This window comes from Burkholderia sp. AU33545, from assembly GCF_020419685.1.
Lineage (GTDB): Bacteria > Pseudomonadota > Gammaproteobacteria > Burkholderiales > Burkholderiaceae > Burkholderia > Burkholderia diffusa.
Genome location: NZ_JAIZRQ010000012.1, coordinates 124,903 through 145,667 on the forward strand (window position 1 = coordinate 124,903; position 20,765 = coordinate 145,667).

Consider the following 20,765-nt stretch of genomic DNA (forward strand, 5'->3'; position numbering starts at 1 on the left):
TGCCGGCGTGGCGCTCAGGCGGTCAAGGCAGCCTGCATCGATGCGAGGCGCGCGCGAACCGAGGTGTCGAGCACTTCGTCGCCGACCGTCACGCGCACGCCGCCGATCAGCGACGAATCGACTTCGACCGTCGGCTTCAGCTTGCGCTTGAACTTGCGTTCGAGGCCAGAGACGAGGCTTTCGAGATCCGCGCCGTTCAGCGGGAACGCGCTCACGATCTCGGCGTCGGCTGCACCTTCGCGTTCGTTCTTGAGCGCCTCGAACTGCTCGGCGATTTCCGGCAGCAGCGCGATGCGATGATTGTCGACCAGCATCTGCACGAAGTTCTTCGCTTCGGCGCCAGCCGCGACCGGCGACTTCACCGCAGCAAGCAGCAGCTCGGCCACTTGCGTGCGCGTCACCTTCGGGCTCGACGCGACCGACAGCACTTCCGGCAGACGCGCAACCTGGGCCAGCTCTTGCACGAGCGTGGACCAGGCGGCGATGTCACCTCCCTCGGCCACGCGGAACAGCGCTTCTGCGTAAGGGCGGGCGATGGTTGCAAGTTCGGCCATGATCAGAGCTCGGCTTTCAGTTGATTCAGCAGTTGGGCGTGGGCCGTTTGATCGACTTCGCGCTTCAGGATCTGCTCGGCGCCCTTCACGGCCAGCGCGGCGACTTCGCCACGCAGCGCTTCGCGCGCCTTCACGATTTGCTGTTCTGCTTCCGCTTTCGCCTGGGCGACGATGCGGGCGGCTTCAGCCTGGGCGTTGGCCTTGATTTCCTCGGCGACCGCCTGTGCACGCTTTTCAGCGTCGGCGATGCGCTGCTGGCCGTCGTTGCGGGCCTGCGCGAGTTCCTGGTCCACGCGCTTGTGCGCTGCGTCGAGTTCCGCCTTGCCCTTCTCCGCGGCGGCGAGGCCGTCGGCGATCTTCTTCGAACGTTCGTCGAGGGCGTTGATCAACGGCGGCCACACGAATTTCATCGTGAACCACGCGAGGACCAGGAACACGACCATTTGCGCAAACAGAGTTGCGTTGAGATTCACGGTGTTTCCTTATCTGCTATTCCGGAAAAATGAAACGGTAAGGCGCTCATCGAGTTGCATTCGATCAGCGCCCCAAGTCTCCGTTCCGCCCTGCGCCGGCTCACGCCGGGCGCATATTTCCGAGGAACCTTAGCCTGCGAGCTTCGACAGGAGCGGGTTCGCGAACGCGAACAGCATTGCGACACCAACGCCGATCAGGAATGCAGCGTCGATCAGGCCGGCCAGCAGGAACATCTTCGTTTGCAGCGGGTTGATGAGTTCCGGCTGACGTGCGCAGGCTTCGATGTACTTGCCACCCATCAGCGCGATACCGATACAGGCGCCGATTGCACCCAGGCCGATGATGATGCCGATACCGATGGCGGTCAGACCCTGGATGTTGGCGATGTAAGCTTGCATGATCACTCCTTTGTGAAAAGACTTGGAACTGAGATTTAAAAAACTAAAACGGAAACTCTTTTTTGCACGCCGCGCTTAGTGCTTGTCGTGCGCCTGGCCGAGATACACCAGCGTCAGCATCATGAAAATGAATGCCTGCAACAGAACAATCAGGATGTGGAAGATTGCCCAGACGCTACCCGCGATCACGTGACCAACGAAGCCGAGGAACGTTGCGTCGCCACCGAAGCTCCACATGCTGCCGAGCAGGGCGATCAACAGGAACAACAGCTCACCCGCGTACATGTTGCCGAACAGCCGCATGCCGAGGGAAACGGTCTTTGCGAGATATTCGACGATGTTCAACGCGAGGTTCGGGATCCACAGCAGCGGGTGCGCGCCGAACGGGGCCGACAGCAGCTCATGCACAAAGCCGCCCGCGCCCTTGATCTTGATGCTGTAGTAGATCATCAGGACGAACACGCCGAGCGCGATGCCGAGCGTGCCGTTCAGGTCGGCCGTCGGGACGATGCGGTGGTGGGAAATCACGTCCGACAGACCGAGCAGGCCGATGACGCGGCCCGGCAGGTCGACGGGGAGGAAGTCGAGGGAGTTCATCAGCGCGACCCACACGAATACCGTGAGGGCGAGCGGAGCGATGAAGGTGCGGTTGCCGTGGACGATGGCTTTCGATTGATCCTCGACCATTTCGACGAGCATCTCGATCGCACACTGGAAACGGCCCGGCACGCCCGAGGTCGCCTTGCGGGCGGCCAGACGCAGCAGGAGGATCGTCACGATACCGCACACGATCGACCAGAACAGCGTGTCGAGGTTCCAGACGTGGATGTCGAAAATCGACGTCTGATGCGAGGTGGAGAAATTCTGCAAGTGGTGCGCAATGTACTCGGACGGATCCGGACCGCGCGTGCCTTCGCTAGCTGCCATATCGTTAATGCCACCCAAATTGTCGAAAATCGTTTTGCCCCGTTCCGCAATACGCTATTGCGGGAACGGGCCGGTGCGGTTCATTGTCGAAACCGCACGCTGCTTGTTGCTTACCGCCAGGCCAGCGCGATCCAGTACGTCTTCAGCACGACGAGGTAGGTGACGAGGAGCGCCGGCCAATGCACGCCGGCATAGCCGTACGCCACTGCGGCGAACATCCCGATCGTCACACCGAGCTTCAGGGCTTCGCCCATCACCCAGCTCATCACGGTGGCCGAACCACCTGCCTTCAGTCGTGCCACGAACAACGCGCTTGGCACCCAGCCGATCGCCCCGCCCAGAAACGCGGATTGCGCAGCGGCGCCCGGCGACTTCGAAAACAGCCACCACGCCAGCGTTGCAACCAGGGACAAGACCACCTGCGCGATCACCACCTTGTAGGGGGTTACGCGCGGCGGCTTGCTCACGTTCGGACCGAACAGCCTCTCGGCTTCCGTCCGCGTGAGCGGAACGATGTTGTTATCTTGCAGCTCGGCATCCCAGTCGTCGCCATCGAACTCGCGCCGCTCGCCGGCCGCTGAAGCGGTGCGTTGCGCTCGGTGATCATCGTGCCTGTCGTTCGGCGCCTGACCCGCCATCGCAATCTTCCGCAAAATCCTTGAACCCGGCCCCAAGCTTTCTGAAAGCTTTCAGGGGTGCCTAGCTAACAAATCCGGGCGATTGTAAGCGATAGTTGCAGGTGATTCAAGGCTTTAGACGCGACAAAAACCTGCGTAAAACGACGCCTCATGATGTGAAAAAGCGTGCGCGTCGATGACGTACGATGACAGTTGTAAGGTCGGCTTTTTGCGCCGGCATTTCTTGCCCGAAAAAGCGCGGTCGCGATGAATTGAGGTGACAACGAAGTCTGGTGCGGGCGACACCGGCGCGACGTGATCGCAGCAGAAATCCTGCTGTGACGCGATCACGGGAAATGACCCGACGCGGCGACGGGTAACAGAGGAAACACTGTGGCCACCACGTCGAGCGCGATGCGCGAAATGCGCTTGAACGTGAGCACGCCGATGCCTGCAATCAGTTGTCGTGCCACCACAGTCGTTCGACTGTGGTGGCACGACACTTATCAACAGGACCGCCCTCGCAACGACCGGGAACGCTGTGCGCCCTCCCCGCCACGCTTGCGGCATGCATAAGCCGCACTGATCCGCATCGCTCAGCCGTGAACGAGCAACCACGCACCCAGCGCCGCGCTCAGGATCGCGAACGGAATCGACACGAGGTGAAACGGCAGCCACATACGAGGCTCCTTCGCAAGACGCACCGCGATCAGGTTCGCGAGCGAACCGATCGCGAAACCGAAGCCGCCGACCGATACGCCGAACGCGAGCGCCCGCCAGTCGCGCGTGAATTCCGACAGCAGGATCGCCGCCGGCACGTTGCTGATTCCCTGTGACACCACCGCGCCCGCTGCGAACACACGCAGCGGCGAATCGAGATGGGTTCGCGCGATCGCATCGTGGACGACCGGCAGCGCAGCCGCGCTGCGCAGCACGACGAACATCAGCACGAAGATCAGCAGCAGCAGCCAGTCGATCTTCAGGACCGCGTCACGTCTCGCCACCAGCAGCGCGATCACGACGGCGATCAGACCCGGCACGGGATTGTGCGCATCGGCGAGCAGCACGAACGCACCGAACAGCACCGCCGCGAGCAACGCATGCATGCGCTGCACGGGAACGGCCTGGACGTCTCCCGACAGATCGAGCGGCTTCGCGCGAAACGCGCACGCCGTCAGCACGAGCAGCAGCGCCATCAACGCCAGTGCGAGCGGCCCGAGCGTGACGACGAAGCGGCCAAACGATACGCCGCTCAATTGCCACAGGAAAAGGTTCTGGGGATTGCCGAGCGGGGTCGCGACGGACCCCGCGTTGACGGCCAGCGCGACCACGATCACGAGCCGCCGGAACGGCAGCGGCGTCAACGTACGCAGCGATACCATCAGCGGCACGACGACGAACAGCGCGACATCGTTGGTGAGCCACATCGCGAGCGCCGCCGCGAACACGACGAGCAGCATCGCAAGCCCGCGCTCGGAATGCACGTGATGCACGATGCGATGCGCGAGCCACATCAGGCACCCGGACAGCTCGAGCGCCTTGGTCAGCATCAGCAGACCCGCGAGCGTCGCGACGGTCTGCCAGTCGACGAGACCGACCAGCGCGGCAATTGGTTGCGGACGCAACCATTGCAGAACAACCAGCGCAAGCGCCAGCACCGTTAGTACGGGTTCCTGCAAAAGCCAGCCAAGCCACCGGCGCGGCGCCGGTGCGCCCGTGTTTTCCATCGATCGTGCCTCGTTATTCTTCGGCCGCGACGTTGCCGCGCAAGCGCGCAAGAATGCCCTCGAGCGCGTCGAGGTTGCCGAAATCGATCATCACCTGCCCTCGCCCGCGGCGGCCGAGCTTGATCTTCACCGTCGACGCGAGCAGGTCGGACAACTCCTCCTCGAGACGACGCGTGTCGCGGCCGCCGTCATCCTTCGCGCGCGCCTTCACCGCCGGCGCTTCCTTCGTCGTATGCGCGACCAGCTTCTCGGTCTCGCGCACCGACATGCGCTTGTTGACGACCTGGTGCGCGAGCGTGATCTGCGTCGCGGCATCGACCGCAAGCAGCGCACGCGCGTGGCCCATGTCGAGGTCGCCGGCCAGCAGCATCGTCTGCACCGGCGCTGCGAGGTTCAGCAGACGCAGCAGGTTCGATACCGCGCTGCGCGAGCGGCCGACCGATTCGGCCGCCTGTTCGTGCGTGAAACCGAACTCGTCGAGCAAGCGCTGGATACCGTGCGCCTCTTCCAGCGGATTCAGATCCTCGCGCTGGATGTTCTCGATCAGCGCCATCGCGGCGGCGGCCTGATCGGACACGTCCTTCACGAGCACCGGTACTTCGTCGAGGCCGGCCAGGCGTGCCGCGCGGAAACGCCGCTCGCCCGCGATGATTTCGTATTTGTCAGATGAAATAGGTCGTACCAGGATCGGCTGCATCACGCCTTGCGCGCGAATGCTGGCCGCCAGCTCCTGCAAGCTGCCTTCGTCCATCCGCGTCCGCGGTTGGTACTTGCCCGCCTGCAGCTTGCCGAGCGCGAGCGTGTTCGGCGCCCCTTCGATCTTCACCGCTTCGGTGATGTCCGCACTGCCGCCGAGCAGCGCTTCGAGGCCACGTCCCAAGCCCTTCTTCTTTGGTACCGCGTTCATGTCTTTCTTCCTCGCTTCGCTCATGTCCGGATCACGACACCTCGAACGCGCGCACGCGATCGATCATCTCGGCACCAAACTGGATATACGCCTGCGCACCGCGCGAGTTGCGGTCGAATACGACGCCCGGCAACCCGTAACTTGGCGCTTCCGCCAAGCGCACGTTGCGCGGAATCACCGCGTCGAACACCTTGTCGCCGAAGTGCGCTTTCAATTGATCGGAGACTTGCTGCTGCAGCGTGATGCGCGGATCGAACATCACGCGCAGCAAGCCGATGATCTTCAGGTCGCGGTTCATGTTCGCGTGAACCTGCTTGATCGTATTGACGAGATCCGACAGCCCCTCCAGCGCGAAGTATTCGCACTGCATCGGGATCACGACGCCATGCGCCGCGCACAGCCCGTTCAGCGTCAGCAGCGACAGCGTCGGCGGGCAATCGATCAACACGAAGTCGTAGTCGTCGGCCACGCGTTCGAGCGCGGCCTTCAACCGTCGCTCGCGGTTATCGATGCTGATCAGCTCGATCTCGGCACCGGACAGTTCACGGTTGGCCGGCAGCACGTCGTACGTGACGCCTTCCGGACGCACGCGCGCTTCCGTCACCGATACGCCGTCGACCAGCACTTCGTACACGGTCGACTCGCAGGCGGCCTTGTCGATCCCACTACCCATCGTCGCGTTGCCCTGCGGGTCGAGATCGATCAGCAGGACTCGTTGCTCCTGCGCTGCAAGGCTTGCGGCGAGATTGACCGATGTCGTCGTCTTGCCGACGCCCCCCTTCTGGTTCGCAACGCAGAAGATCTTTGCCATCGTTGGTGTGTTCCCTTTACCTTCAAACAAACGGCGCGCTACCGCGCGCCTTCAATTCGCCTCGTCGACGGTGACCTCGATCAGATGCCGTTCGGCATCGAGCATCGGTACCGCCAGCCGCATCGTCTGCTTTACATGACTGCCCTCCGGCAACCGTGCAATTTCGTCGTCCGGATGGACACCCTTCATTGCCCAGATCGATCCACCGGGCGCGACGAGATGTCGAGCAAGTTTAACGAAGTCGGATAGATCCGCGAAAGCGCGGGATACGATCATGTCGAATTTTTCCGGCACTTCGATACCCGGCCGCAGCGATTCGACACGCCCGGTGACGACAGACAGGTTCGCGAGCTTCAGCTCGGCGCGCATCTGCGTCTGGAATGCAGACTTCTTCTGCACGATATCGTTCAGCGTGACCTGCCAGTCCGGCTGGACAATCGCCAGCACGATACCGGGCAACCCGCCGCCCGAACCCACGTCGAGCACGCGCGCCGATGCATGGTCGCGCAGATGCGGAACGATGGAAAGCGAATCGAGAATGTGCTGGATCAGCATCTGCTTCGGGTCGCGGATCGCGGTCAGGTTGTAGACCGCGTTCCACTTGCCGAGCAGCGCGACATAGTCGAGCAGCTGGTTCCGTTGTGCATCCGTCAATGTGATGCCGAGCTCGGCCGTGCCGTCGACGAGCATCTGTTCAAGTACGTCCCGATTAACCGCCGGCGCGCGACGCGCCGTCATTGTTGCGTCGGGACGGTGCCGCCCCCCTGTTCCGTCACCTCTGCGGCGGTGCCGTTACGACGGCCAAGGCCGCGGCGTTTCAGGTGCACCATCAGCAGCGAGATCGCTGCCGGCGTGACGCCCGAGATCCGCGATGCCTGGCCGATCGTTTCCGGGCGGAACTCGTTCAGCTTCTGGCTCACCTCGAACGACAGGCCGCGCACCTCGCGGTAGTCGATACCGTCCGGCAGGCGTGTGTTCTCGTTCGCATCGTTGCGCTCGATCTCACTGGCCTGCCGCTCGATATAGCCCTGATATTTGATGCCGATCTCGACCTGTTCCTTGATCTGCTCAAGCAGCACCGGATCGTCGGCCAGCGGCTCTGCAGGCGCGCAGTCACCGCCCTTCAGGCCGCACACACCGTCGTAGCTGATACCGGGGCGGCGCAGCAGTTCCGCGAGGCTGTACTCGTGATCGATTGCCTTGCCGAGCAACGCGGTCGCCTCTTCTGGCGGCAGCGTCTTCGGCGTAACCCACGTCGACTTCAGTCGTTCGGTTTCACGTGAAACAGCGTCGCGCTTCCGGCTGAATGCGTCCCAGCGCACGTCGTCGACGAGGCCCAATTCGCGGCCGATCTCGGTCAGGCGCATGTCCGCATTGTCTTCACGCAGGCTCAGACGGTACTCGGCACGGCTCGTGAACATCCGGTACGGCTCGGCCACGCCACGTGTGACGAGGTCGTCGACCAGCACGCCAAGATAGGCCTGGTCGCGACGCGGGCACCAAGCGTCCTTCTCTTGCACGTAGCGGCCCGCATTCAGACCGGCCAGCAGCCCTTGTGCGGCCGCTTCTTCGTAGCCGGTCGTGCCGTTGATCTGGCCCGCAAAGAACAGCCCGTTGATCGCCTTCGTTTCGAGCGATGCCTTCAGGGCGCGCGGGTCGAAGTAGTCGTATTCGATCGCGTAGCCGGGGCGCAGGATGTGCGCGTTCTCGAGGCCGCGCATCGAGTGCACGAGCTCGAGCTGCACGTCGAACGGCAGGCTCGTCGAAATCCCGTTCGGATAGAACTCGTTGGTCGTCAGCCCTTCCGGCTCGAGGAAGATCTGGTGCGATTCCTTCGATGCGAATCGGTGGATCTTGTCCTCGATTGACGGGCAGTAACGCGGGCCGACACCTTCGATCACGCCTGTATACATAGGCGAACGGTCGAGGCCGCCGCGAATGATGTCGTGCGTACGCTCGTTCGTGTGCGTAACCCAGCAAGGCAGCTGCTGCGGATGCTGCTCCGCACGGCCCAGGAACGAGAATACGGGGATCGGATCGAGGTCGCCCGGCTGCTCGTCCAGCTTCGAAAAGTCGATCGAGCGGCCATCGATACGCGGCGGCGTACCGGTCTTGAGGCGTCCCTGCGGCAGCTCCAACTCCTTCAAGCGCGCCGACAGCGACACGGCCGCCGGATCGCCCGCGCGACCGCCCGTGTAATTGTTCAGGCCGACGTGAATCTTGCCGTCGAGGAACGTACCAGCCGTCAGCACGACCGCACGTGCGCGGAAGCGGATGCCGATCTGCGTGACGGCGCCGACCACGCGATCGCCTTCGACCATCAGGTCGTCGACAGCCTGCTGGAACAGCCACAGGTTCGGCTGGTTCTCGAGCCGATGGCGGATCGCTGCCTTGTACAGGATGCGGTCGGCCTGCGCACGCGTCGCGCGCACGGCCGGGCCCTTCGACGAATTGAGGATCCGGAATTGAATACCGCTCTCGTCCGTCGCGGCGGCCATCGCGCCGCCGAGCGCATCGACTTCCTTGACCAGATGGCCCTTGCCAATGCCGCCGATCGACGGATTGCAGCTCATCTGGCCAAGCGTTTCGATGTTATGGGTCAGCAGCAGTGTTTTCGCACCCATACGGGCCGATGCCAATGCGGCTTCCGTGCCGGCGTGCCCGCCACCGACGACGATGACGTCAAATTCTGTGGGAAAAAGCATGGTGGATTCCGGGCGCAGAACTGCGCACGAACCTATCTGAGAAATGTATGGGCCGAATTATAGCGGGTTCGCTTTTCACCCGAAGACCGTCCGAATGGTAGGGCCGGTTCATTTGGCCACTTTTTTTGCCCGATCGGCTGAGCTGTGCCGTGCGGCCTGCTTCGGCGGCGCTGCTGCAGCCTCAGCGCACATCGTCATACTGTGCAAAATCGCGCACCCGGCAGTGGTTTGCGACCTCCGCCATCGCTGTGCCATCACAGCATTTCGGATCGACCTGCCCGAGCTTATCCCCTGTGCCGCTTGGCTCATGTCGATGGAATGCTGTCACGCGTGCAGCGCTCACTGCCCTGTGCAACCCGGCGCGATGAGGCCCCCCGCTCTCGTCACAGGGTTTCTGCTTGTTGCTCCGGCACTTATCCCCACGCCCGATTCGCCGACGCATCTCCCCACTCCCAGAAAACAAAAGCGGCGTGTTTCACGTGAAACACGCCGCACGTTTGCCGCCGACCGCCCCTCCCATCAAGCCGTTTTTTTCACCAGCCCCAGGTATGTTTCGATCACGCGCGGATTCTGCGCCAGCTCCGCCGCCGGCCCTTCCAGCGCAAACTCCCCCGTCTCCAGTACATAGCCGTAGTCCGAAATCTGCAGCGCAGCCCGAGCGTTCTGCTCGATCAGAAGCGTCGCGACGCCTGTGCCGCGTAACGCGCTGATGATATGAAAAATCTCCTTCACGATCAGCGGCGCCAGCCCGAGGCTCGGCTCGTCGAGCATCAGCAGATCGGGCTTACCCATCAGCGCGCGGCCCACCGCGAGCATCTGTCGCTCACCACCCGATAGCGTGCCGGCTGCCTGCTTGCGCCGCTCCTTGAGCCGCGGAAACAGCGCAAACACGTGATCGAGCTGGTCGAGGAAGTTCGACTCGCCTGCGAGCTTGCGGCGATACGCGCCCAGCACGAGGTTATCCTCGACCGTCATCGTGCTGAACAGCTCGCGCTTTTCCGGCACAAGGCACATTCCCCGCGCGACACGCTGTTCGACCGGCAGCGCGCCCACGTCCTTGCCACGGTACACAACTGCCCCTGTCGCATGTCCGGTCACCGGCAACGCGCCCATGATTGCGTTCAGCAGCGTCGACTTGCCTGCCCCGTTCGGGCCGATCACGCTGACGATCTGTCCGGCGCCGACCTTGATCGCCGCTCCGTGTAACGCCTCTACCTTCCCGTACCGCACCGCCAGGCCGCGCACGTCGAGAATCGGCACCGTCGTCTCCGCCATCATTCCACCCCGCCCAGATACGCTTCGAGCACCGCCGGATCCTGCTGCACGTCCTGCGGCAGTCCTTCCGCGATCCGCGTGCCGAATTCCATCACCACTAGCCGGTCGGTGAGATTCATCACGAAATCCATGTCATGTTCCACGAGCAACACGCTCATTCCTTCCGCCTTCAGGCGCCGCAGCAGGTGGGCGAGTTGCTGCTTCTCCTGGTAGCGCAGCCCGGCGGCCGGCTCGTCGAGCAGCAGCAGCGTCGGATCGCAGCAAAGCGCGCGCGCGATTTCGAGAATCCGCTGCTGGCCAAGCGCGAGGCTGCCGGCTTCATCGTACATGTGCCTCTCCAGCCCGACGCGGCGGATCTGTCGTGCCGCCTCGGCCAGTAGCTGCGCTTCCTCGTGCGCATTGAACCGCGCGATGCTGCGCCACACGCCCGTATGGCCGCGCAGGTGCGCGCCGATCGCGACATTCTCGAGCACCGTCATCGTCGGCAGCAGCTTCACGTGCTGGAACGTACGGCCGATCCCCCGCCGGACAATCTGGCGCGACGTGAGCCCGTCGATCCGCTCTCCGCGAAACGTGATCGTGCCGCCGGTCGGCTGCAGCACGCCGGTTACGAGGTTGAACGTGGTCGACTTGCCAGCGCCGTTCGGGCCGATCAGGCCGATGATCTGTCCCGCCTTCACGTCGAAGCTGACGTCGTTGACGGCCACCAGGCCACCGAACTGCTTGCGCGCGTTGTCGACGACGAGCAGCGGCTCCCCCGCCACCGGCTTCGCGCGCTGCGGCAGCGGATCGGCATGGTCGGGCACGTGCGCGCGCGGCCCGCGCGGAAACAGCTTCGCGACGAACGGCCACACGCCTTGGCGTGCGTACTGCAGCAGCAGCACCATCAGCACGCCGAACACGATGATCTCGAAGTTGCCCTCCGAGCCGAGCAGCTTAGGCAACAGCGTCTGCAGGTAGTCCTGAAGCACGGTGAGGATCGCGGCACCGAGCACCGCGCCCCACACGTGCGACACGCCGCCGACCACGGCCATGAACAGGAATTCGATCCCGTGGTTCAGGCCGAACGGGGTCGGGTTCACCGCGCGCTGCAAGTGCGCGTACAGGAAGCCCGAAACCGCAGCGAGCACGGCCGCGTAGATGAAGATCACGACGCGCATCCACGCGGTGTTCACGCCCATCGCCTCGGCCATCACGCCGCCGCCACGCAATGCGCGGATCGCACGGCCTGGCCGGCTGTTGAGCAGGTTCTGCACCGACACGATCGCGGCCAGCACGACGGCCCAGATCAGGAAGTACAGGCTTCGGCCGCTTCCGAGCTCGATGCCGAACAGGTTAAGTGCCGGAATCCCGTTGATCCCGTCGTACTTGCCGAGCAGTTCGAGGTTTCCGAAAAGATAGAACAGCGCGAGACCCCACGCGATCGTGCCGAGCGGCAGGAAGTGTCCGGACAGGCGCATCGTGACCGCACCGAGCACGAGCGCGACGAGCGCCGTCAGCACGACGCCGACGATCAGCGCGAGCCACGGCGACACGCCGTAGCGCGTCGTCAGGAATGCGGTCGCATACGCGCCGATGCCGACGAATGCGGCCTGACCGAAGCTCGTCATGCCGCCAACGCCTGTCAGCAGCACGAGGCCGATCGCGACGATCGCGTAGAGGCCGATGTAGTTCAGCAGCGTGATCCAGTATTCGGGCACCTGCAGCGCGCCGGGCAGCACCGGCAGCGCGAACAGCACCACGAGAAACACCCAGAAAGTCTTGTTGCGTACCATCGTCTTCATCGCGTCACTCCTCTTCCTCTTCCGTGTGCGGTGTCGCGAAACTGCGCCACAGCAGCACCGGGATGATCAGCGTGAACACGATCACTTCCTTGTACGCGCTCGCCCAGAACGACGAATACGATTCGAGCACGCCGACCAGCAGCGAGCCGGCGGCCGCGAGCGGATAGCTGACCAGCCCGCCGATGATCGCGCCGACGAAACCCTTCAGGCCGATCAGGAAGCCGGAGTCGTAATAGATCGTCGTCAGCGGACCGACGAGGATGCCGGACAGCACACCGAGCCCGGCCGCCAGCGTGAACGCGAGCCGCCCTGCTTCGGTCGTGCCGATGCCGACGAGCCGCGCGCCGAGCCGGTTCACGGATGTCGCACGCAGTGCCTTGCCGGCGATCGTGCGGCCGAAATACACGTAGAGCGCGCCGATCAGCACCAGCGCGGTCACGACCACGAGGATGCTCTGTACCGACACCGTCATGCTGCCGACCGACAGCGACGCATCCGCGAAGCCGTTGGTGCGCGAGCCTTCCGCCCCGAACATCACAAGCCCGAGGCCGACCATCGCGAAATGGACGGCGACGGACACGATCAGCAGCAGGAGTGTCGTGCCTTCGGCGATCGGCTGATAGACGAGCCGGTAGACGAACGGCCCCATCGGCACGACGATCGCGAGCGTCAGCGCGATTTGTGCAAGCATCGGCATCGGCTGCGCGGCAAAGCCGCGCGTAATCGCGAACACCGCGAGCGGCAGCAGCACGTAGCGGCTGCCGAGCGTCGCGAGCGTGCGGCCGAGCTGATGACGGCGTTCGCGATGGCGAATCAGGCCGCCGACTTCCAGCAGGAAGCACGCGATGCCCATCACGAACAGCAGCCAGCACGTGGCGGGAAATTTCTGCGCCTGCAGCGCTGCAAGCGTGAGCGCACCGTAGGCGACGAATTCGCCCTGGGGAATGAAGATCACCCGCGTGACGGAAAACACCAGCACGAGCGCCAACGACAGCAATGCATAAATGGCGCCGGTCGTGATGCCGTCTTGCGCGAGGATCGCCGCAATCGAGAGATCCATACGTTTCGGGTATCGAAAATGCTGCGGAGAAACGAAAGACGGGAATGGCCGCGGCGCACGAACGGCAAAATCGGCGCGTCAGGCGCCACGCGGCGGGCCCCGGTGATTCCATGCGGCACGGGAGCGGCCCGTCAGGCCCGCTCCGCTGCCGACGGCGCGCACGGCGCCGTTCGCGCCGCGCCCGCCGGTTTCACGTGGTGCTTACTCGGCCTGCAGCTTCCACTTGCCGTCGACGATCTGCACCATCACGCGCGCACGCGTGTCGAAGCCGTTGTGATCGGTCGGTGTCGTGTTGATCACGCCGTGCGACACGGGCAAGTCCTTCACGCTCTCGAGCGATGCGCGCAGTGCCTCGCGGAACGCCTCGGTGCCCGGCTGGCCCTTCTTCAGCGCTTCGGGGATCGCACGCTGCAGCAACAGCCCCGCATCCCATGCGTGGCCGCCAAAGGTCGACAGCGACCCCGCGCCGTAAGCCTTCTCGTACGCGGCCTTGTAACCGAGCGCCGGCTTCTTCACCGGGTTCGAATCGGGCAGCTGGTCGGTCACGAGCACCGGGCCGGCCGGGAGGATCTCGCCTTCGCAATCCTTGCCGCACACGCGCAGGAAGTCGTTGTTCGCGACGCCGTGCGTCTGATACACCTTGCCCTTGTAGCCACGCTCCTTCAGCGTCTTGGCGGGCAGCGCGGCCGGCGTGCCGGACCCGGCGATCAGCACCGCATCGGGATTCGAACCCATCAGCTTCAGCACCTGTCCCATCACCGACGCGTCGGTGCGGTTGTAACGCTCGTTCGACACGACCTTCAGCCCGTTCTTCGCGGCAGCCGCATTGAACGTGTTGTACCAGCTGTCGCCGTACGCATCGGCGAAGCCGATGAAGCCGACCGTCTTCACGCCGTGCTTCGCCATGTAGCCGGCGATCGCATCGGCCATCAGCTGGTCGTTCTGCGGCACCTTGAACATCCATGCGCGCTTCGCGTCCATCGGCGAGATGATCTGCGCGCTCGCCGCGAGCGAGATCGTCGGCGTCTTGCCCTGCGATATCGGATCGAGCATCGCGAGCGAGTTCGGCGTGACGGACGAACCGATGATCGCGTCGACGTGATCCTCGTCGATCAGCTTGCGCACGTTCTGCACCGCGCGGCTCGTGTCGGACGCATCGTCGAGCACGATGTACTGGACGCTCTTGCCCGCGATTTCCTTCGGCAGCAGCGCGATCGTGTTCTTTTCCGGAATCCCGAGCGACGCGGCCGGCCCGGTGGCCGACAGCGTTACACCGATCTTCACCTGCGCCGACGCCGTGGCCGCCGCGCACACGAGGCCCGCGGCAAGCAGAACCTCCATCCATCGATTCATCTTCATTTACGTTGTCTCCAAACGCTGCTCGAAAAATCCGCGGGTCGCTCGGGCGGCTCCCGGTCCTCAAACAAGTTAATAATTTAACTATCTCGCCGTACCGCGCCTACACTCGTTTTCCCGTGAAACGCCTGCACCGCCATCAAGCCCCGGTGATACCGCGCGCGCACGCGCCGCGGCGCGTTCCGAAACGGTCGTGCGACCGCCACGATGCGCGGCAGTAATGTCGTCTGGATGAACCAACCGGAGAAATGCAGCGTTGCGCGAGACACGATCGATGCGGACGCAACGATCATCGGAAGGTCGGCTGGCCGGGCCGGGTTCGGCTCCACAAGCGGGCGATGCAGGATCGAAAAATCGGCCGTTCATGCGAACGCGAACGACACGTCGGATGCGAACGCAACGACCGCGGAGACCGTCGTGCCGGCAAATCGCACCGGAACGCGCATGCCGGCCGCAGGACGGCTCGTGAACGCCGGGGTATATCCGTGCACCGCCGACCCCGAACGAGCGGCGCCAGCCGCCCCTTGCACCCCGATCCATCGTCCCGCGCTTCTCATCCAACCGCACTCCCTCTTCTGCATTTTGCTTGTAGGAGAACTGCCGACCGTTTTCCCGACCGCACGGTCGGCGAAAGCTGAGTGTAACGGACGCTTTTTGCGCACGCCAACCGGGTAAGCCCGGACGGCAATGCACGTGGCTGCGCGCCAGCGGCGATCGACCGGCAGGAAGGAAGGACGAAAACGGAGGAAGACGGGATGAGGCGCGAGCGAAGTCGGGCAGAATGTGGCGGCACGCCTTTGCACCAGCAACGGAAATTCGCGCACCAAATGAAAAAGCGCTGTTGGATTCCGTCCAACAGCGCTTTTGGGGTCCGGGCACTTTGTGCCTCGATTGTCTCCTCGTTCTCCACCTGCAAATTCGTTTCGCGGTGCATCAGAACTGAAACGAAGATTAAAGGACCTTTCACCCTGCGACAACTTAGCATTTACCCCTATGGTGCATCGCCGCACGAAAATGGGGCACCAGCCTTGCCGCGCGGCACCGGCGCGAGGCCGCCGAAACGCCCTTCCCGGCTGCGCCGGATGGTGCTTCGCATCAACGCGCCGCAACGGCCGCTGCGATGCAATCAGGACGGCCTGAGCGTCTTCACCCGCGCGACCATCTCGCCGACGATCCCGCGCCGGAACGCAAGCACGCATGCGATGAAGATCAGCCCCGTGACGATCGTCGCCGATTCGCCGAGCGAGTGGAACCAGCCGATGCCGGTCGCCGACGCGAGCCATTCGCCGATGTCGCCGAGCCGGTCCTCCAGCGCGACGATCAGCGCCGCGCCGAGCAACGGGCCGAACAGCGTGCCCATCCCGCCGACGAGCGTCATCAGCACGACGAGGCCCGACATCGTCCAGTACGCGTCGGACAGCGTCTCGAAACCGAGCACCAGCACCTTCAGCGAACCGGCCAGCCCCGCGAGCCCGGCCGACAGGATGAACGCGAGCAGCTTGAAGCGATCGGTGTCGTAGCCGAGCGAGATCGCGCGCGCCTCGTTCTCCTTGATCGCGACGAGCACCTGGCCGAACGGCGAGTGCACGATCCGCACGATGAAGGCGCACGCCGCGACGATCACCGCGAGTACGACGTAGTAGAGCGCGACGTCGTTCGACAGGTCGACGACCCCGAACAGGTGCCCGCGCGGCACGCCCTGCAGGCCGTCCTCGCCGTGCGTGAACGGCGCCTGCAGATAGATGAAGTAGACCATCTGCGCGAACGCGAGCGTGATCATCGCGAAGTAGATGCCCTGCCGGCGGATCGCGAACAGGCCGACGACGAGCCCGAGCAGCGTCGCGGCAACGGTACCGACCAGCACGCCGAGCTCCGGCGTGAAGCCGAGCGTCTGGATCGCATAGCCGGTCACATAGCCGGCGGTCGCGAGGAACATCGCATGACCGAACGACAGCAGCCCCGTATAGCCGATCAGCAGGTTGAACGCGGCCGCGAACAGCGCGAACGTGAGCACCTTCATCACGAACACCGGATACGCGCCGATGAACGGCGCGGCGAGCAGTGCCGCGAGCAGCACGCCGTAGAGCACTTTTCTCTGCATCATTTTTCCTTGCCGAACAGGCCCGCCGGGCGGAACAGCAGCACGATCGCCATGATCACGAACACGACCGTGGCCGATGCTTCCGGATAGAACACGCGCGTGAAGCCCTCGATCACGCCGAGCAGCAGGCCGGTGATGATCGAGCCGAGGATCGAGCCCATCCCGCCGATCACGACCACCGCGAACACGGTGATGATCATCGGCTGGCCCATCAGCGGCGACACCTGGATCACCGGCGCCGCGAGCACGCCCGCGAACGCCGCGAGCGCGACGCCGAAGCCATAGGTGAGCGTGATCATCATCGGCACGTTCACGCCGAACGCCTCGACGAGTTTCGGGTTCTCGGTGCCGGCGCGCAGATAGGCGCCCAGGCGCGTCTTCTCGATCACGAACCAGGTCGCGAGACACACCGCGAGCGACGCGACGACCACCCACGCGCGGTAGTTCGGCAGGAACATGAAGCCGAGATTGGTCGCGCCGGACAGCTGCGACGGCACGTCGTACGGCTGGCCGGACGATCCGTAGATCGACCGGAACACGCCTTCGACGACCAGCGTGAGCCCGAACGTGAGCAGCAGCCCGTACAGGTGATCGAGCTTGTACAGCCAGCGCAGCATCGAACGCTCGATCAGGATCCCGAACGCACCGACGATCAGCGGCGCGAGCACGAGCATCGCCCAGTACGGCAACGCGAAGTACGACAGCCCCATCCACGCGAGCATCGCGCCCAGCATGAACAGCGCGCCGTGCGCGAAGTTGATCACGTTGAGCAGCCCGAAGATCACCGCGAGGCCGAGGCTCAGGATCGCGTAGAACGAGCCGTTGACGAGCCCGAGCAGCAACTGGCTCAGCATCGCCGGCAACGGAATGCCAAAGATTTCCATCGACTTAGCCGTCAGAATGAGTTTCGTTGCGCGCGCAACGTTCAAGCCGTCGCGCGCACGGGCGGCGCAGCGGGCACATCGCTGCGGCCGCCACCACGCGCCGCTATGTCGCGCTTACTTCCACATCGTGCAGCGCGATTCCTGCTTGGTGCCGAATGCCTGGTCGCCCGGAATCGTGGCGAGCACCTTGTAGTAGTCCCACGGCTCCTTCGATTCCGACGGCTTCTTCACTTCCATCAGATACATGTCGTGAATCATGCTGCCGTCCTGGCGAATGAAGCCCTTCGCGTAGAAGTCGTTGATCTTCATCTTCTTCAGCTCGGCCATCACCTTGTCGGAGTCGGTCGTGCCGGCCGCCTGCACGGCCTTCAGGTACGTCGTCACCGACGAATAGTCGGCCGCCTGCAGGCTCGACGGCATCTTCTTCATCTTGCCGAAGTAGCGCTGCGCCCACTGGCGCGATGCCGCGTCGCGGTTCCAGTACCAGCTGTCGGTCAGCACGAGGCCCTGCGTCGTCTCCAGGCCGAGGCTGTGCACGTCGTTGATGAACATCAGCAGCGCGGCGATCTTCATCGTCTTCGTGATGCCGAATTCCTTCGCGGCCTTGATCGAGTTGATCGTGTCGCCGCCCGCGTTCGCGAGGCCGAGGATCTGCGCCTTCGACGACTGCGCCTGCAGCAGGAACGACGAGAAGTCCGACGCCGACAGCGGGTGGCGCACCGTGCCGAGCACCTGGCCGCCATTCGCCTTCACGACATCCGACGTGTTCTTCTCGAGCGCCTTGCCGAACGCGTAGTCGGCGGTCAGGAAGAACCAGCTCTTGCCGCCCTGCTTCACCACCGCCGAGCCGGTGCCCTTCGCGAGCGCCATCGTGTCGTACGCGTAGTGGACCGTGTACGGCGTGCACTGCTCGTTGGTCAGCGTGTCGGCGCCCGCGCCGATGTTGATGTAGACCTTCTTCTTCTCGGCCGCGACCTGGTTCATCGACAGCGCGGTCGCGGAGTTCGTGCCGCCGACCAGCAGGTCGAGCCCGCCGCGGTCCATCCACTCGCGCGCCTTCGACGCGGCGATGTCGGCCTTGTTCTGGTGATCGGCATAGACGACCTCGATCGGCTTGCCGAGCACCTTGCCGCCGAAGTCGGCGACCGCCATGCGGATCGCCTCGAGGCCGCCCTGCCCGTCGATGTCCGCGTAAAGGCCCGACATGTCGGTGATGAAGCCGATCTTCACGGTATCCGCGGCCTGCGCGGCGCCGGCGGTGAACGCGGCAGTCGCGAGGGCGAGACAGGCGTGTGCGAGGGTCTTCATTTTCATTGACGTCTCCTGTTGTTCTGATGCGTTGTGGTTGTTCGAAGCCGCCACGGCTAGCGGCGAGAGAGACGGGGCGGCGTCACACCCCGAGCAGGTCGTGCAGGGTGGGCATCTTGCTTTCCAGTTCGGCCGCGCGGAAATGCTCGACGATGCTGCCGTGCTCCATCACGTAGAACCGGTCGGCAAGCGGTGCCGCGAAGCGGAAATTCTGTTCGACCATCACGATCGTGTAGCCGCGCGCCTTCAGCGCGACGATCATCCGCGCCAGCGCCTGCACGATCACCGGCGCGAGGCCTTCGGAAATCTCGTCGAGCAGCAGCAGGTTCGCGCCGGTGCGCAGGATCCGCGCAACCGCGAGCATCTGCTGCTCGCCGCCGGACAGCCGTGTGCCCTGGCTCTGCCGGCGCGACGCGAGGTTCGGGAACATCGTGTAGATCTCGTCGATCGACATCGCGTGGTCGCGCGGCCCGATCGGCGGCGGCAGCATCAGGTTCTCCTCGCACGACAGGCTCGAGAAGATCCCGCGCTCCTCCGGGCAGTAGCCGATGCCGAAATGCGCGATGCGGTGCGTCGCGAGGCCGATCGTCTCGTTGCCCGAAACCTTGATCGACCCGCTGCGGCGGCCCGTGAGGCCCATGATCGCGCGCAGCGTCGTCGTGCGGCCCGCGCCGTTGCGGCCGAGCAGCGTGACGACCTCGCCGCGATGCACCGTCAGGTCGACGCCGTGCAATATGTGGGATTCCCCGTACCAGGCCTCCAGGCCCGTGATCTCCAGCGCGGGCGTACCGCTCTCGACGCCGCTCAATTCGCGTTCCTCCCGTTCGCTGTGCTTCATGCGTGCGCCCCCGCGAGCGCCGCATCGGCGCTGCCCATGTAGGCTTCGATCACGAGCGGATTCTTCGACACTTCCGCATACGAGCCTTCGGCCAGCACCTCGCCGCGTTGCAGGACGGTGATCGTGTCGGAGATGCCCGCGATCACGTTCATGTTGTGCTCGACCATCAGGATCGTGCGGCCGCTCGCGACCTTCTTGATCAGCGCGGTCACGCGATCGACGTCCTCGTGGCCCATCCCCTGCGTGGGCTCGTCGAGCAGCATCAGTTCGGGTTCCATCGCGAGCGTGGTCGCGATCTCGAGCGCGCGCTTGCGGCCGTATGCGAGCTCGACGGTCGGCACCTGCGCGAAATCGGTGAGGCCGACCTGCGTGAGGAGGTCCATCGCGCGGTCGTCGAGCCGCTTCAGCGAGCGCTCGCTGCGCCAGAAATGGAATTCGGTGCCGAGCGCGCGCTGCAGGCCGATGCGCACGTTCTGCAGCGCGGTCAGGTGCGGGAACACGGCCGAGATCTGGAACGAGCGGATGATGCCACGCCGTGCAACCTGCGCGGGCCGCTCGTCGGTGATGTCGATGCCGTTGAAGACGATCTGGCCGGCCGTCGGTGTCAGGAACTTGGTGAGCAGGTTGAAGCAGGTGGTCTTGCCCGCGCCGTTCGGTCCGATCAACGCATGGATCGCACCGCGCCGCACACGCAGGTTGACACCGTTCACGGCGGTGAAGCCCCTGAATTCCTTCGTCAGTCCGCGTGTTTCGAGAATCGTGTCGCCGAGAATCATGTTCCCTTCCGTACGAAGTCAGGCGAAGCACCGGGAAGATTCGCGAGAAGCGTCCGCGAACAGGTCCGCGGATCAGCGGGCTGCCCCCCGGGCGCCGAATTACGCCTCGAGGGTGGTCTCCCGCGCCGACGCGTATGCACACTGCGCAACATTGTCGCGCCGTTGGTGCAGTGCAATCATCGGGATTTGCACTTATAGGGCTGGCCGCCATATGGCACGCGGCTGAGCGCGAATTTCGACGCGTTTTTTTTGACGCGCGCATC

The 20,765-nt window shown here is 64.2% G+C and carries 20 protein-coding genes; all 20 read right to left on the reverse strand.

Annotation, left to right across the window (positions count from 1 at the left end; translation table 11 throughout):
• Nucleotides 1-14: 14 nt before the first annotated feature.
• Nucleotides 15-554 (reverse strand): F0F1 ATP synthase subunit delta, encoded by a 540-nt coding sequence (locus LGM71_RS31880; protein ID WP_014895498.1) that lies wholly within the window; start codon nt 552-554, stop codon nt 15-17.
• Between the two features lie 2 nt (nt 555-556).
• Entirely contained in the window at nt 557-1,027 is a 471-nt protein-coding gene (locus LGM71_RS31885; protein ID WP_006477283.1) for a F0F1 ATP synthase subunit B, read from the reverse strand.
• A gap of 129 nt (nt 1,028-1,156) precedes the next feature.
• Nucleotides 1,157-1,426: a F0F1 ATP synthase subunit C gene (gene atpE / locus LGM71_RS31890; RefSeq protein WP_006482730.1), complete on the reverse strand. Its 270-nt coding sequence runs from the start codon at nt 1,424-1,426 to the stop codon at nt 1,157-1,159.
• A 75-nt stretch (nt 1,427-1,501) separates the two neighbouring features.
• Nucleotides 1,502-2,353: a F0F1 ATP synthase subunit A gene (atpB, locus tag LGM71_RS31895; protein WP_039351439.1), complete on the reverse strand. Its 852-nt coding sequence runs from the start codon at nt 2,351-2,353 to the stop codon at nt 1,502-1,504.
• Nucleotides 2,354-2,463: 110 nt separating this feature from the next.
• Nucleotides 2,464-2,991 carry an ATP synthase subunit I gene (locus LGM71_RS31900; RefSeq protein WP_226118497.1) on the reverse strand — a complete coding sequence of 176 codons (528 nt, stop codon included), beginning with the start codon at nt 2,989-2,991 and terminating at the stop codon, nt 2,464-2,466.
• Nucleotides 2,992-3,317: 326 nt separating this feature from the next.
• Entirely contained in the window at nt 3,318-3,443 is a 126-nt protein-coding gene (locus LGM71_RS33245; RefSeq protein WP_264160653.1) for a hypothetical protein, read from the reverse strand.
• A gap of 123 nt (nt 3,444-3,566) precedes the next feature.
• A complete protein-coding gene (locus LGM71_RS31905; RefSeq protein WP_124902795.1) occupies nt 3,567-4,697 on the reverse strand; it encodes an SLC13 family permease in 1,131 nt (376 codons plus the stop codon).
• Between the two features lie 13 nt (nt 4,698-4,710).
• A complete protein-coding gene (locus tag LGM71_RS31910; protein WP_059682910.1) occupies nt 4,711-5,604 on the reverse strand; it encodes a ParB/RepB/Spo0J family partition protein in 894 nt (297 codons plus the stop codon).
• 31 nt (nt 5,605-5,635) lie between these two features.
• A complete protein-coding gene (locus LGM71_RS31915) occupies nt 5,636-6,415 on the reverse strand; it encodes a ParA family protein (protein WP_226118499.1) in 780 nt (259 codons plus the stop codon).
• A gap of 51 nt (nt 6,416-6,466) precedes the next feature.
• The gene (gene rsmG, locus LGM71_RS31920) at nt 6,467-7,153 is read right to left on the reverse strand and encodes a 16S rRNA (guanine(527)-N(7))-methyltransferase RsmG (protein WP_226118501.1); all 687 of its coding nucleotides are present in this window, start codon (nt 7,151-7,153) and stop codon (nt 6,467-6,469) included.
• Nucleotides 7,150-9,120, reverse strand: a complete 1,971-nt coding sequence (gene mnmG / locus LGM71_RS31925; RefSeq protein ID WP_226118503.1) for a tRNA uridine-5-carboxymethylaminomethyl(34) synthesis enzyme MnmG — start codon at nt 9,118-9,120, stop codon at nt 7,150-7,152. Before mnmG ends, rsmG begins: the two co-directional genes overlap by 4 nt.
• 519 nt (nt 9,121-9,639) lie before the next feature.
• Nucleotides 9,640-10,395 (reverse strand): ABC transporter ATP-binding protein, encoded by a 756-nt coding sequence (locus LGM71_RS31930; RefSeq protein ID WP_226118550.1) that lies wholly within the window; start codon nt 10,393-10,395, stop codon nt 9,640-9,642.
• Entirely contained in the window at nt 10,395-12,179 is a 1,785-nt protein-coding gene (locus LGM71_RS31935; RefSeq protein ID WP_174911559.1) for an ATP-binding cassette domain-containing protein, read from the reverse strand. Before LGM71_RS31935 ends, LGM71_RS31930 begins: the two co-directional genes overlap by 1 nt.
• A gap of 4 nt (nt 12,180-12,183) precedes the next feature.
• Nucleotides 12,184-13,239: a branched-chain amino acid ABC transporter permease gene (locus LGM71_RS31940; protein WP_059682658.1), complete on the reverse strand. Its 1,056-nt coding sequence runs from the start codon at nt 13,237-13,239 to the stop codon at nt 12,184-12,186.
• A gap of 201 nt (nt 13,240-13,440) precedes the next feature.
• A complete protein-coding gene (locus LGM71_RS31945; RefSeq protein ID WP_124627900.1) occupies nt 13,441-14,598 on the reverse strand; it encodes an ABC transporter substrate-binding protein in 1,158 nt (385 codons plus the stop codon).
• A 1,123-nt stretch (nt 14,599-15,721) separates the two neighbouring features.
• Nucleotides 15,722-16,696: a branched-chain amino acid ABC transporter permease gene (locus LGM71_RS31950; protein ID WP_226118505.1), complete on the reverse strand. Its 975-nt coding sequence runs from the start codon at nt 16,694-16,696 to the stop codon at nt 15,722-15,724.
• On the reverse strand, nt 16,696-17,580 hold the full coding sequence (locus tag LGM71_RS31955; protein WP_059602103.1) for a branched-chain amino acid ABC transporter permease: 885 nt from the start codon (nt 17,578-17,580) through the stop codon (nt 16,696-16,698). The genes LGM71_RS31950 and LGM71_RS31955 overlap by 1 nt, the downstream gene beginning before the upstream one ends.
• Before the next feature lie 114 nt (nt 17,581-17,694).
• The gene (locus LGM71_RS31960; protein ID WP_226118507.1) at nt 17,695-18,894 is read right to left on the reverse strand and encodes an ABC transporter substrate-binding protein; all 1,200 of its coding nucleotides are present in this window, start codon (nt 18,892-18,894) and stop codon (nt 17,695-17,697) included.
• A 76-nt stretch (nt 18,895-18,970) separates the two neighbouring features.
• The gene (locus LGM71_RS31965) at nt 18,971-19,726 is read right to left on the reverse strand and encodes an ABC transporter ATP-binding protein (protein WP_124627896.1); all 756 of its coding nucleotides are present in this window, start codon (nt 19,724-19,726) and stop codon (nt 18,971-18,973) included.
• A complete protein-coding gene (locus tag LGM71_RS31970; protein WP_226118509.1) occupies nt 19,723-20,502 on the reverse strand; it encodes an ABC transporter ATP-binding protein in 780 nt (259 codons plus the stop codon). The genes LGM71_RS31965 and LGM71_RS31970 overlap by 4 nt, the downstream gene beginning before the upstream one ends.
• Nucleotides 20,503-20,765 lie beyond the last annotated feature (263 nt).

Coding starts and splice junctions, on each gene's coding strand:
- LGM71_RS31880 (WP_014895498.1), bottom strand. CDS start 554: ATGGCCGAACTTGCAACCATCGCCCGCCCTTACGCAGAAGCGCTGTTC.
- atpE (WP_006482730.1), bottom strand. CDS start 1,426: ATGCAAGCTTACATCGCCAACATCCAGGGTCTGACCGCCATCGGTATC.
- atpB (WP_039351439.1), bottom strand. CDS start 2,353: ATGGCAGCTAGCGAAGGCACGCGCGGTCCGGATCCGTCCGAGTACATT.
- LGM71_RS31900 (WP_226118497.1), bottom strand. CDS start 2,991: ATGGCGGGTCAGGCGCCGAACGACAGGCACGATGATCACCGAGCGCAA.
- LGM71_RS31905 (WP_124902795.1), bottom strand. CDS start 4,697: ATGGAAAACACGGGCGCACCGGCGCCGCGCCGGTGGCTTGGCTGGCTT.
- LGM71_RS31910 (WP_059682910.1), bottom strand. CDS start 5,604: ATGAACGCGGTACCAAAGAAGAAGGGCTTGGGACGTGGCCTCGAAGCG.
- LGM71_RS31915 (WP_226118499.1), bottom strand. CDS start 6,415: ATGGCAAAGATCTTCTGCGTTGCGAACCAGAAGGGGGGCGTCGGCAAG.
- rsmG (WP_226118501.1), bottom strand. CDS start 7,153: ATGACGGCGCGTCGCGCGCCGGCGGTTAATCGGGACGTACTTGAACAG.
- mnmG (WP_226118503.1), bottom strand. CDS start 9,120: ATGCTTTTTCCCACAGAATTTGACGTCATCGTCGTCGGTGGCGGGCAC.
- LGM71_RS31930 (WP_226118550.1), bottom strand. CDS start 10,395: ATGGCGGAGACGACGGTGCCGATTCTCGACGTGCGCGGCCTGGCGGTG.
- LGM71_RS31935 (WP_174911559.1), bottom strand. CDS start 12,179: ATGAAGACGATGGTACGCAACAAGACTTTCTGGGTGTTTCTCGTGGTG.
- LGM71_RS31940 (WP_059682658.1), bottom strand. CDS start 13,239: ATGGATCTCTCGATTGCGGCGATCCTCGCGCAAGACGGCATCACGACC.
- LGM71_RS31945 (WP_124627900.1), bottom strand. CDS start 14,598: ATGAAGATGAATCGATGGATGGAGGTTCTGCTTGCCGCGGGCCTCGTG.
- LGM71_RS31950 (WP_226118505.1), bottom strand. CDS start 16,696: ATGCAGAGAAAAGTGCTCTACGGCGTGCTGCTCGCGGCACTGCTCGCC.
- LGM71_RS31955 (WP_059602103.1), bottom strand. CDS start 17,580: ATGGAAATCTTTGGCATTCCGTTGCCGGCGATGCTGAGCCAGTTGCTG.
- LGM71_RS31960 (WP_226118507.1), bottom strand. CDS start 18,894: ATGAAAATGAAGACCCTCGCACACGCCTGTCTCGCCCTCGCGACTGCC.
- LGM71_RS31965 (WP_124627896.1), bottom strand. CDS start 19,726: ATGAAGCACAGCGAACGGGAGGAACGCGAATTGAGCGGCGTCGAGAGC.
- LGM71_RS31970 (WP_226118509.1), bottom strand. CDS start 20,502: ATGATTCTCGGCGACACGATTCTCGAAACACGCGGACTGACGAAGGAA.